The organism is Candidatus Dormiibacterota bacterium, assembly GCA_035635555.1.
Classification (GTDB): Bacteria; Acidobacteriota; Polarisedimenticolia; order Gp22-AA2; family Gp22-AA2; genus Gp22-AA3.
This window is the reverse complement of sequence record DASQAT010000033.1, coordinates 20,913-32,722: the sequence shown is the minus strand read 5'-3', so window position 1 is coordinate 32,722 and position 11,810 is coordinate 20,913. Positions and strand designations below refer to the sequence as shown.

Sequence of the window (11,810 nt, the reverse complement as noted above, 5' to 3'; positions counted from 1 at the left end):
AACGCCGCGATCACAAATTCGTAAGCCGGTTGCCATCCCGGCCTCTCCCCACAAGATTTAAGCCGCGCGCGCCCCCCGGGCGCGCGGGATGTCGTGAGTTTCAACCGGAGGGAATCGGCATGCTGGCAGCGGTCCTGTTGCTCGTGGGCGCGGTGCTTCTCCTGATCGGCCTCGTGATGATCCTCGTGAGCGCCTTCAGAGTCAGCATCGCGCGGGGTCTGGGTGTGCTGATCCTGTGGCCCGTCGGCCTTGTGCTCCTCGGGAAGAGCTGGAAGGAGAGCAAGTTGTCGTTCCTCCTTCAATTGGTCGGCGCGATTCTGATCGTCGCCGGCATTCTCCTGGGGCCGCCCGTATCCATCCCTTACCCTTAACCCCGCCCCGGCCGGAGCGTCCCGGCGGTCCCATCGCCGATCGCCTGCCGGGCTGTGATCGGCTGCGCGCCGCAGCCATCCTCGGCGTCGTCGCGATCCATGCTACGTCCCCCTTCCTGTCGCAGCTCGCGGCGCGACCCGAGGGGCCGGCCTCCCGCTTCTTCTTCCTGGCGGCGCTCAACCAGGCGGGGCGGTTCAGCGTCCCGGCCTTCTTCCTCCTGTCCGGCTTTCTGACCGCATTCCATTCGGAGAACACTTCGCGCGTTGTCGGCCCGGACGGATACATGAAGCGCCGGCTCGGGCGGCTTCTCCTCCCCTATCTCACGTGGAGCGTCCTGCTCTGCGCCCTGCCGAGTCTTCTCCATGGCGAGGCGACGACGGCCGACCTCGGCACGAGATTCCTTCTGGGATGGACGTTCACGGGCGGCTACTTCCTCCTCGCTCTGGCGCAGCTCACGATCCTTGCCCCGCTGCTTCTGAGGGTCGTCCGTCGGAGCGGGCAAGCGGCCGTACTGCTCTTCTCGGCGTCGCTTTTCGCCACGGAGGCGATGTTCGCCGCGGCAGCGTACGGGGCCGGCCCCTGGTCGCGTTACGTGCGCGAGGGATTTTCCTCCTGTCTCACCCTGGGCCCCGCCTGGGCCCCCTTCTTCATCGCGGGCCTGTGGGCCGGCGGCGCGCGCGGGTGGCTCGTTCCCTGGATGGGGAGGCATCGAGTCGGTCTCGTGTCGGTTGCCGCGGCGCTCTACGGCGCCTCGCTCTGGGAGTTCCTCAGCGTCCAGGAACGGACCGCGTCGCTCGGACTTGCGGCCAGCTTCCTCAAGCCAACGTCCGTGCTGTTCGCGTTCGCGGCGTGCGCCGTCTGCCTCGGGACACGGGAAGCCCGTCCCGTCACGGGGCTTGTCCCGGTGGCCGAGCCGGCGCCGCTCGCGCCCGCGTTCCGCGCGCTCGCCGGCGGCTCCTACGCGATTTACCTGCTCCACGGATGCGTCGTCCTGGCCCTCTTTGGCATCGCCTCGCCGTGGTGGCAGGGGCTCCTCGGGACGCCTGCCGGCCCGCTGCTCCTGGGCGCCTGCGGCATCGTCCTTCCGCTGGCATTCTTCAGGATCGCCGACAGACGCGCGCCCGCCTGGGCACGCTTCGCGATGTTCGGGTGAGACGCGACGGTCAGTCGTGCGTCAGCTTGCGGTACTTGATCCGGTGCGGCTGGTCGGCCTCGGCCCCGATGCGACGGTGCCGGTCGGCCTCGTAGTCCTGATAGTTCCCCTCGAACCAGACGACACGGCTGTCCCCCTCGAAGGCCAGCATGTGCGTGGCGATCCGGTCGAGGAACCAGCGGTCGTGGCTGATCACCACGGCGCAGCCGGCGAATTCGAGGAGCGCCTCCTCGAGGGCCCGCAGGGTGTCGACGTCGAGATCGTTGGTCGGCTCGTCCAGAAGCAGCAGGTTGGCGCCGCTCTTCAGCATGCGGGCCAGGTGGACGCGGTTGCGCTCCCCGCCCGAGAGATCCTTCACGCGCTTCTGCTGATCGGGCCCCTTGAAGTTGAAGGAGGCGACGTAGGATCGCGAGTTGAGCGTGCGCCGGCCGAGCTGCAGGACCTCGTTCCCCTCGGCGATCGCTTCCCAGACGTTCTGGTCCCCCTTGAGGACGTCGCGACTCTGATCGACGTAGGCAAGCTTCACGGTCTCGCCGACGCGCAGGGTCCCAGCGTCGGGCTTCTCCTGCCCCGTGATCATCCGGAACAGCGTCGTCTTGCCCGCGCCGTTCGGCCCGATGACGCCGACGATCCCGCCGGGCGGCAGCTTGAACGACAGGTCGTCGAACAGGAGATTGTCGCCGTACGCCTTCCTCAATCGGTCGCACTCGACGACGACGCCCCCCAGGCGCGGGCCCGGCGGGATGTAGATCTCGACCGTCTCCGGCAGCTTCTCCATCTCCTCCGCCAGCAGCTGCTCGTAGGCGTTGACGCGCGCCTTGCTCTTGGCGTGACGCGCCCGCGGAGCCATGCGCACCCACTCCAGCTCGCGCGCGAGCGTGCGCTGGCGGGCGCTGGCGGCCTTCTCCTCCTGCACGAGGCGCCCCTGCTTCTGCTCCAGCCACGACGAATAGTTGCCCTGCCAGGGGATCCCCGCGCCCCGGTCCAGCTCGAGGATCCACCCGGCGACGTTGTCCAGGAAGTAGCGGTCGTGCGTGACCGCGACGACCGTGCCGGGATAGTCCTTGAGGAAGCGCTCCAGCCAGTCCACCGACTCGGCGTCGAGATGGTTCGTCGGCTCGTCGAGCAGGAGGAGGTCGGGCCGCTGCAGCAGCAGCCGGCAGAGCGCCACGCGCCTGCGCTCGCCGCCCGAGATGGAGCCCACGTCGGCATCGGGCGGCGGGCAGCGCAGCGCGTCCATGGCGATCTCCAGCGTCCGATCGAGCTCCCAGGCGTTCGCCGCGTCGATCTGGTCCTGCACCTTGGCCTGCTCCTCGAGCAGCCGCTCCATCTCGTCCGGCTCGAGCGGCTCCCCGAGCCGGTCGCTGATCGTGTTGAACCGATCGAGGAGGGCGCGCGTGGCGGCGACCCCCTCTTCGACGTTGCCGAGGACCGTCTTCTTCGGATCGAGACGCGGCTCCTGGGGGAGGAAACCGACCTTGATCCCCTTGGCGGGGAAGGCCTCCCCCATGAACTCACCGTCCTCCCCCGCCATGATGCGCAGGAGCGAGGACTTGCCCGCCCCGTTCGCGCCGAGGACGCCGATCTTCGCGCCGAAATAGAAGGAGAGCCAGATCCCCTTCAGGATCTCGCGCTTCGGCGGGACCGTCTTGCGCAGATCCTTCATGGTGTAGATGTACTCGGGCGACATCAGGTCTCCTTGCGGCCGTAGTGGCTGTCGAGATACTCGATGATGTCCTCGGACTCGATCACGACCTTGTTCCTGCCGGGATCGACGAGGACCGGAACCTGCGTCTGCCCCGAGACCGCCTTGACCCGCTCGCGCAGCGCGTGCGGCCGCGGCACGCTGCGGACGACGTAGTCGAGGCCGAGCCTGTCGAGCTCGTCGCGCACCCGGGCGCAGAACGGACAATCCTCGAACTGGTACAGCTCCAGCATGCGGTGTTCTAGGTCTCGGGGCCCCAACGCATCCCCTTGAGGGCTTCACCGGCGATTGCGATCGTCGTGTCGATCTGCTCGTCCGTGTGTGCGAGCGACACGAACAGCGCCTCGAACTGCGAAGGGGCCAGGTAGACCCCGCGCTCCAGCATGCGATGGAAGAAGGAGGCGTAGCCGCGGGTGTCGGCGCTCGAGGCGCTGTCCCAGTCGAAAGGATCGCGCGAGGCGAAGAACAGGGTCAGGAGCGACCCGGCACGCGTCACGCGCGCCCGGGTGCCGGACGCCTCGGCGGCCGCCATGAGCCCGCGGGCCAGCCGCGCGGACGACGCTTCGAGCCTCTCGTAGATTCCGGGCGAGCGCAGGTTCCCGAGCATCGCGATGCCTGCCCGCATCGCCAGCGGGTTGCCGGACAGCGTCCCGGCCTGGTAGACGTCCCCCTCCGGAGCGACGCGGTCCATGATCTCCTCGCGGCCGCCGTAGGCGCCGATCGGCAGGCCGCCGCCGAGAATCTTGCCGAGGGTCGTCAGGTCGGGAGTGATCCGGTAGAGCTCCTGCGCGCCGCCGAGCGCCAGGCGGAACCCCGTGATCACCTCGTCGAAGATCAGAAGGATGCCGTTCCTCGAGGTGATCTCCCGCAGCCCCTCGAGGTAGCCGGGGCGCGGCGGTACCACACCCATGTTGGCCGCCACCGGCTCGACGATGACGCAGGCGATCTCGCGGCCCCGCCGCTTGACGAGCGAGGCGAAGGCATCCAGATCGTTGTAGGGGACCACGAGCGTCTGCTCCGCCACGGCCGCCGGCACGCCGGGTGTGCCCGGAATGCCGAGGGTCGCGACCCCCGACCCCGCCTTCACCAGGAGCGCGTCGACGTGACCGTGGTAGCAGCCGTCCATTTTCACGATCAGGTCGCGCTTCGTGAACCCGCGCGCCAGGCGCAGCGCCGACAGGGTGGCCTCGGTCCCGGAGTTGACCATGCGGACCTTCTCGATGCCGGGGACCGACTCGACCACCCGCCGGGCCAGCTCCACCTCGTGTGGGTGCGGGGCACCGAACGACGTGCCGTGCTTCGCCGCCTCCTGCACCTCGCGCACGATGTCCGGGTGCGCGTGGCCCAGGATGAGCGGCCCCCACGAGCCGACGTAATCGATGTACCGGTTGCCGTCCACATCCGTCAGGAGGGCCCCCTCGCCGCGCGCGAAGAACAGGGGGTCGCCGCCGACGGCCTTGAAGGCGCGCACGGGAGAATTGACGCCGCCCGGAATGACCTGGCGGGCCTTGTCGAACAGGCTGCGTGAGAGGGTGCCCATGGGGCGCGCGCGGCCCGGTTAGCGCTGCAGCAGGCGGGCCGCCTCCTTCGCGAAATAGGTGACGATGAGATCGGCCCCCGCGCGACGGATCGAGACGAGCGACTCCATCATGACGCGATCGCGATCGATCCAGCCGTTGCGCGCCGCCGCCGCCAGCATGGCGTACTCGCCAGAGACGTGGAAGGCAGCGACCGGCACGTTCACAGCCTGCCGCACGCGATAGATGACGTCGAGGTAGGGCAGGGCCGGCTTCACCATGACCATGTCGGCCCCTTCCTCGATGTCGAGCAGCACCTCCCTGATCGCCTCGCGGGCGTTGGCCGGATCCATCTGGTGGGTGCGCCGATCGCCGAACTTCGGCGTCGACTGAGCGGCCTCCCGGAACGGCCCGTAGAACCCCGACGCGTACTTCGCGGCGTACGACAGGATCGGCACCTGTTCGAGAGCGGCGGCGTCGAGCGCCTTGCGGATCGCGGCCACGCGTCCGTCCATCATGTCCGACGGCGCCACGATGTCGGCCCCCGCCTTCGCCTGCGACACGGCCGTTCTGGCCAGGAGATCCAGCGTCTCATCGTTCTGAATCTCGTCACCCCGGACGACACCGCAGTGACCGTGATCGGTGTATTCGCACAGACACACGTCGGCCACGACCAGCATGTTCCCGACCTCCTTCTTGATCGACGAGGCCGCCTCCTGGACGATGCCGTGCGGGTCATACGCGCCGGACGCCTTGGCGTCCTTGACGGGCGGGATGCCGAACAGGATCACGGCCGGCACGTCGAGCGACTGCGCCTCCTGCGCCTCGGCCACCGCCTCGTCCACGGACAGGTTGAACTGCCCGGGCATGGACGGTATCTCGTGGCGGACGCGCCGGCCGGGGACGACGAACAGAGGAAGGATCAGGTCGCCGGCCGCCAGGTCGGTCTCGCGCACGAGCGAGCGCAGGAGCTCCGAGCGCCGCAGCCGCCTGGGGCGCTCCACCGGGAAGCCCATCAGCCCCCCGCCCGGTCAGTCATCGTCGTCCCCTTCATGGAAGAAGAAGGCGGCGCAGAATTGCGAGCAGAAGACCCGCCCGCTGCGCACGAACTTGTGCTCCTCGCAGATGTACTTGTGACAGATGGGGCACTTGTGGAGGTAGACATCGTCCTCTCCGGCCGCGCACTCCTTGCATTGATGCACGCCCGCTCCCCCGCGAATCGTTCCGGATTATACGCGAATGATCCACGGGACCATCCAGGGGCACCGTCGGAGGTCGGGTGGCGTGGGAGTCAGGGGCGTGCCTCATCTCGCTCGCGCGGGATACCTGGCAGCCAATTCGCGCGCATGGCGCGGCTCAAAATCGGCGCGCCCCTGACTCCCACGCCACCTTCACCTCCGGGGCCCCCGGACCTGTCCCCGTATAGATCATCCGAGCAAGCTTGGACCGGCAGGACTCCCGGCACTTCGAGTCTTTGGGGTTTTCGGGGCCGCGGCGGGAGCGCGGAGAGCCGGGACAGGGGCGCGCCGATTTTGAGCCGCGCCATGTGTTTGAAGACTGGCGCCGGTTTCCCTGCGCGAGTGATATGAGGCGCACCCCTGTCCCGGCTCTCCGCGCCTTGACAGTGCCCGGAAGACCCCATAAGATCGGCATTCACGACGCAAGGCGGTGTAGCTCAGATGGTTAGAGCACGCGGCTCATATCCGCGGGGTCCGGGGTTCGAATCCCTGCACCGCTACCAGATGCCTCATCATTCCGGATGAAGAATCTCGCCTCGACCATCGAACGACAGGTGCGGCGGACGATCGAGCGCTACGACATGCTGCGCCCCGCCGAGCGTGTGCTCGTGGCCGTATCGGGCGGGCCCGACTCGGTCGCGCTCCTGACCGTCCTGCACCGGCTGACGCCGTCGATGAAGCTCGACCTGCACGTGGCGCACCTGGATCACGGCTGGCGCGGCCGGGCCTCGGCGCGGGACGCCGAGTTCGTGAGGCGGATGGCCGTGCGGCTGGGCCTTCCGGTGACCGTCGGACACCTGGGGCCGCGCGTGTGGCAGGTGCGCGAAGGACGGCAGTCGTCGCGCGAGGCGCGGGCGCGCGACCTGCGTCACCGCTTCCTGGTCGAGACGGCGCGCGAGATTGGCGCGCACAAGGTGGCGCTGGGACACACGCGCAACGACCAGGCGGAGAGCTTCCTGCTGCGGCTCCTGCGCGGCTCGGGCGCCCGCGGGCTGGCGGGCACGTACCCGGTGGTCGACGGCCTGATCATCCGGCCGCTCATCGACGTGGGGCGCACCGACCTCATCGCCTATCTCAAGGAGAAGCATCTGACCTACAGGGTCGACGCGACCAACCGCGACCTGGGGCTGACGCGCAACCGGGTCCGTCGCAGGCTCCTGCCGTTTCTGGAGCGGGAGTTCAATCCCAACATCGTGGAGACGCTGGCGCACGCCGCGGATCTCCTGCGGGACGAGGACAGCCTCCTCGGTGACATCGCGGAAGCGAAATACCGGCAGATCGTCTCGCGCCGGGGCGAGGGGGTGGTGCTGCAGGCGCGGTCCCTCCAGGAACTGCCCGTGCCGGTGCGGCGCCGGATCCTGAGGCTGGCCCTCTCGGAAGTGCGCGGCGACCTCCGGCGCATCGCCCTGCAGCACGTCGAGCAGTCCCTGAGCCTCCTGGATCACCCCCGCCGGCGGGGCCACGTGTCGCTCCCCAACGGGACGGCGGTGGACGTGCAGGGGGACCAGCTGCGCATCGCCCGCCTCGCGGAGCCGGGCGGGACGTCGGCCGGCACCGCGGGCGGGTTCCCGCGCGAGGCCCTCTGCCCGGTCCCGGGCGAGGTCGCCCTGCCGGCCTTCGGGCTCACGCTGCGCGCCACGGTCGTGCCGCGCGAGACGATCGTGGTCGATCTGAAGAGCGCCGGCAGGGAGCGTGCCTTTCTCGACGCCGACCTTCTGCCCGGGCCGCTCCTGATCCGCCCGCGGCGCCCCGGTGACCGCTTCGTCCCGCTCGGCGCGCCCGGGACGCGCAAGGTGAAGTCGTTCCTCATCGATCGCAAGGTCCCCGTCGACGAGCGCGGCCGCATCCCCCTCGTCCTGTCGGGCGACCGCATCGCCTGGGTCGTGGACCACGAGATCGACGACCGCTTCAAGGTCACCGACGCGACCAGGCGGATCCTGGTCCTGGAGAAGGCCCCACGATGAAGCTGTCGAGCGAGGTCCTGCGTTCCGAAACCGACATCGCCGAGCGCGTCAAATCACTCGGCAGGGAGATCACCCAGGACTACGCCGGCCAGGAGATCTCGGTCCTGGGAGTCCTCAAAGGGGCGTTCATCTTCCTGGCCGACCTGACCCGGCACATCCGCCTGCCGATGGAGATCGGCTTCGTCGAGAGCGTCGCGTCGCGTCGCTCGGACTCGCTGACCGAGATCGTGTTCTCCACGTCGCTGCGTTTCTCCTCATCGTTCCGGATCGAGGGGATGCATCTTCTGATCGTGGAGGACATCCTGGACACCGGCGTGACGCTCGCCTATCTATGCGAGCAGATTCAGCTGTACCAGCCTCGATCGCTCAAGGTCTGCACCCTCCTGGACAAGCCGCACCGCCGCAAGGTCGATTTCCGGCCCGACTATGTCGGTTTCCAGGTCCCCGACCGGTGGGTCGTCGGATACGGCCTGGACAGCCAGGGGAAGTACCGAAACCTGCCGTTCCTGACATACGTCGAATAACTGACGCTGTGAGGCGGCCGGAAGCCCGTCATTGAAAGGCCGACCGTTTCGGTCTATATTTAAGATTACGCAAAGGAGCCTGGGCCGTTGAATACCCTTCTGAAGAACATCGCCTTCTGGACACTCATCATCCTGGCGGTCCTCTTTTTCTATAAGTTCCTCAGCGCCAACCGGCCGGACCAGGTCGAGATCTCCTTCAGCCAGTTCATGTCGGAGGTCGAGCAGGCCCAGGTCGCCAAGGTCACCATCACGGGGAACGAGATCGCCGGCGAGTACAAGCAGATCGGCCCCGATGGCCAGCCGAAGCGTTTCACGACCTACTCTCCGGATTACCCCGACCTGGTCAAGGACCTGCGCAAGACCAACATCACCATCGAGGCGCACAAGCCCAAGGACTCGTCCTACCTGGTGACCATCCTCGGCTGGCTGCCGATCCTGCTCATGCTCGGGGTCTGGGTCTTCTTCATGCGCCAGATGCAGAGCGGCGGGAACAAGGCGCTGTCGTTCGGCAAGTCGAAGGCCCGTCTGTCGTCGAGCCAGGCCAAGAAGGTCACCTTCAAGGACGTGGCGGGCGTCGAGGAGGCCAAGGAGGAGCTCGAAGAGATCATCGAGTTCCTGAAGGAGCCGCAGAAGTTCCAGAAACTGGGCGGGAAGATCCCCAAGGGGGTCCTGCTGATGGGCCCGCCGGGCACCGGCAAGACGCTCCTGGCGCGGGCCATCTCGGGGGAGGCGAACGTCCCGTTCTTCTCCATCTCCGGCTCCGACTTCGTCGAGATGTTCGTCGGCGTCGGCGCCTCGCGCGTCCGCGACCTGTTCGAGCAGGGGAAGAAGAACGCCCCGTGCATCATCTTTATCGACGAAATCGATGCCGTCGGCCGGCACCGCGGCGCGGGGCTCGGCGGCGGCCACGACGAGCGCGAGCAGACCCTGAACCAGCTCCTGGTCGAGATGGACGGCTTCGAATCGAACGACGGCGTCATCCTGATCGCCGCGACGAACCGCCCGGACGTCCTCGACCCTGCGCTGCTGCGCCCCGGCCGCTTCGACCGGCGCGTCGTGGTGCCGAGGCCGGACGTGAAGGGGCGCGAGGAGATCTTCAAGGTCCACACGCGCAAGATTCCGCTCTCGGACGACGTGGACCTCGTCGTCCTGGCGCGCGGCACCCCCGGCTTCTCGGGCGCCGACCTGGCCAACCTCGTGAACGAGGCGGCCCTGAACGCGGCGCGCTACAACAAGAAGGTCGTCGCCATGGAGGACTTCGAGTCCTCCAAGGACAAGGTGCTGATGGGAAGCGAGCGCCGCTCGCTCATCATCTCCGAGAAGGAGAAGCGCCTGACGGCGTATCACGAGGCGGGGCACGCGCTGGTCGCCTCCTTCATGCCGCACGCCGATCCGATCCACAAGGTCACGATCATCCCGCGCGGCATGGCGCTCGGTGTCACGCAGCAGCTGCCGATCGACGACCGGCACAACTATACGCGCGACTACCTCGAGAGCACCCTGTCGGTCATGATGGGCGGGAGGGTGTCGGAGCAGGCGTTCATGAACGTCCTGACGACCGGGGCCGGCGACGACCTCGAGAAGGCCACCGAGATGGCCCGCAGGATGGTGTGCGAGTGGGGCATGACCGACGCGCTGGGACCGCTCACCTTCGGCAAGAAGGAGGAGCAGATCTTCCTGGGACGCGAGATCGCCCAGCACCAGGACTACAGCGAGGCGACCGCCGTCCTGATCGACCAGGAGGTCAAGAAGATCTGCCTGGAAGCCTACGATCGGGCGAAGCAGGTCGTGGAGAAGCACCGCGACGCCCTGGTGCGCGTGGCCGAGGCGCTTCTGGAGTACGAGGTCCTGGACGGCGAGGAGGTGGCCTCTCTGGTGAAGGGTGACGACGCGACCGTCCTCGCCACGCGCAAGCGCCGGCAGCCGCGCGCCGACACCGCCCCGCAGACGCCGCGCCCGGCCGCCGAGACCGCCGGCGAGCGCCGCGGCCCGGCTATCGCGCCCGATCCGATCAAACAGCCTTCGTGAGCGGGGGCCTCGCGAGGCTCCCGGCCGGGGCGCCCGCCCCGGTTCGTCCGAGACACACCCGGCAGGATGTCCGTCAACCGCGCGCGGCCATGCTCTACAACGCCTTGATCGTCGCCACCGACTCGTTTCCCGTCCGCGCCGACTCCAGGCGGCAGCTCGGGATCCCGGCGCGACGGACCGACGGCGCCGTGCGCGCCGTGCGCCTGGAGCGGGTTCCGGCGGGGCCGGCGCGGGCCCTCGTCGAGCTGATGAACGCCGCGGGCGGATGCGCCCAGGCCGCCGCCGACAGACAGAGCGGCGAGCGCATCGTCCTGCTGCAGGGGGACGGCGACCACTACCACCGGTTCCTGGAAAGCACCTCCAGACGGGCGGCGACGCGCGACGCGGCCGGCGAAGTGCGTGATGTCCTGATGCGCGCCACCACGAGGCCGCTCGCCCTGGCCCTGGCCCGCGGTCGGCTGACCTTCGGGCAGCGCACGCTCATCATGGGAGTCCTGAACGTCACTCCCGACTCCTTCTCCGACGGCGGCCTCTACGTAGAACCTGACCGCGCGGCCGAGCACGCGCTGGAGATGGCGCGCGCCGGGGCCGATCTGATCGACATCGGCGGCGAGTCGACGCGTCCGGGGGCTGTGCCCGTGCCTCTCAAGGAGGAGCTGCGGCGGGTGATCCCGGCGCTCGAGGCCGTCGTCTCCGCGATCGCCGCCCTCCCACTGCGACGCCCCCTCCTGTCGGTCGACACGCGCAAGGCCGAGGTCGCCCGGCGGGCCGCCGCCGCGGGGGCGGACCTGATCAACGACATCTCGGGGCTGACGCACGACCCCGCCATGGCGGCGGTCGTGGCCGAGAGCGGGCTGCCGGTGGTCATCCAGCACATCCGCGGCACGCCCAGGACGATGCAGGCGAACCCCCGCTATGCCCACCTCCTGCCGGAGATCGCCGCTTTTTTGCGCGCCCGGATCGAAACGATCGTCCGGGCCGGCGTGCGCGAGGATAAGATCATCGTCGATCCCGGTATCGGCTTCGGCAAGCGCCGCCGGGACAACCTGGCGATCCTCAGGCACTTGAGGACCCTGACGTCGCTGGGTCGGCCGATCCTGGTCGGCGCGTCGCGCAAGTCCTTCCTGAAGGGGGAGGGCGAGACCCCGCCGACCGATCGGCTGGAGGGCAGCCTCGCCGCGGAGGCGTTGGCCATCGCGGGGGGCGCTGATATCATTCGCGTGCACGACGTCCGGGAGTCGGCGCGGGTCGCCTCGCTGTGCGATGCCGTTCTGCGGGATCCCGTCGCCGGACGCTGACCGAGGGACGT

11 protein-coding genes and 1 tRNA gene are annotated in these 11,810 nt (G+C 68.7%); 7 read left to right on the top strand and 5 right to left on the bottom strand.

The features are described from left to right. Window positions 1-119: 119 nt before the first annotated feature. Together VEW47_08570 and VEW47_08565 are read left to right on the top strand one after the other, a co-directional pair. A complete protein-coding gene (locus VEW47_08570) occupies window positions 120-371 on the top strand; it encodes a hypothetical protein (GenBank protein ID HYS05232.1) in 252 nt (83 codons plus the stop codon). A gap of 62 nt (window positions 372-433) precedes the next feature. Next, window positions 434-1,525, top strand: a complete 1,092-nt coding sequence (locus tag VEW47_08565; GenBank protein ID HYS05231.1) for an acyltransferase — start codon at window positions 434-436, stop codon at window positions 1,523-1,525. Between the two features lie 10 nt (window positions 1,526-1,535). On the opposite strand, the gene ettA is transcribed toward VEW47_08565, so the two are convergent. The 5 genes from ettA to VEW47_08540 are packed head-to-tail and all read right to left on the bottom strand — an operon-like array spanning window position 1,536 to window position 5,949. Then, entirely contained in the window at window positions 1,536-3,215 is a 1,680-nt protein-coding gene (gene ettA, locus VEW47_08560) for an energy-dependent translational throttle protein EttA (protein ID HYS05230.1), read from the bottom strand. Continuing rightward, the gene (locus tag VEW47_08555; GenBank protein HYS05229.1) at window positions 3,215-3,463 is read right to left on the bottom strand and encodes a glutathione S-transferase N-terminal domain-containing protein; all 249 of its coding nucleotides are present in this window, start codon (window positions 3,461-3,463) and stop codon (window positions 3,215-3,217) included. The genes ettA and VEW47_08555 overlap by 1 nt, the downstream gene beginning before the upstream one ends. An 8-nt stretch (window positions 3,464-3,471) precedes the next feature. Beyond that, complete coding sequence (gene hemL, locus VEW47_08550; protein HYS05228.1) at window positions 3,472-4,770, bottom strand: glutamate-1-semialdehyde 2,1-aminomutase; 1,299 nt, start codon at window positions 4,768-4,770, stop codon at window positions 3,472-3,474. Window positions 4,771-4,788: 18 nt separating this feature from the next. Beyond that, the gene (gene hemB / locus VEW47_08545) at window positions 4,789-5,763 is read right to left on the bottom strand and encodes a porphobilinogen synthase (GenBank protein HYS05227.1); all 975 of its coding nucleotides are present in this window, start codon (window positions 5,761-5,763) and stop codon (window positions 4,789-4,791) included. A gap of 15 nt (window positions 5,764-5,778) precedes the next feature. Next, window positions 5,779-5,949, bottom strand: coding sequence for a hypothetical protein (locus tag VEW47_08540; protein ID HYS05226.1), 171 nt, complete (start codon window positions 5,947-5,949; stop codon window positions 5,779-5,781). 462 nt (window positions 5,950-6,411) lie between these two features. Between VEW47_08540 and VEW47_08535 the strand changes: the two genes are divergently transcribed. From VEW47_08535 to folP, 5 genes are all read left to right on the top strand, one after another. Next, window positions 6,412-6,488, top strand: a tRNA-Met gene (locus VEW47_08535). 18 nt (window positions 6,489-6,506) lie between these two features. Then, window positions 6,507-7,949 (top strand): tRNA lysidine(34) synthetase TilS, encoded by a 1,443-nt coding sequence (tilS, locus tag VEW47_08530; GenBank protein ID HYS05225.1) that lies wholly within the window; start codon window positions 6,507-6,509, stop codon window positions 7,947-7,949. Further along, on the top strand, window positions 7,946-8,473 hold the full coding sequence (gene hpt / locus VEW47_08525; protein HYS05224.1) for a hypoxanthine phosphoribosyltransferase: 528 nt from the start codon (window positions 7,946-7,948) through the stop codon (window positions 8,471-8,473). The genes tilS and hpt overlap by 4 nt, the downstream gene beginning before the upstream one ends. An 87-nt stretch (window positions 8,474-8,560) precedes the next feature. Further along, complete coding sequence (ftsH, locus tag VEW47_08520; GenBank protein ID HYS05223.1) at window positions 8,561-10,501, top strand: ATP-dependent zinc metalloprotease FtsH; 1,941 nt, start codon at window positions 8,561-8,563, stop codon at window positions 10,499-10,501. Beyond that, entirely contained in the window at window positions 10,498-11,799 is a 1,302-nt protein-coding gene (gene folP / locus VEW47_08515) for a dihydropteroate synthase (protein ID HYS05222.1), read from the top strand. Before ftsH ends, folP begins: the two co-directional genes overlap by 4 nt. Window positions 11,800-11,810: the final 11 nt, after the last annotated feature.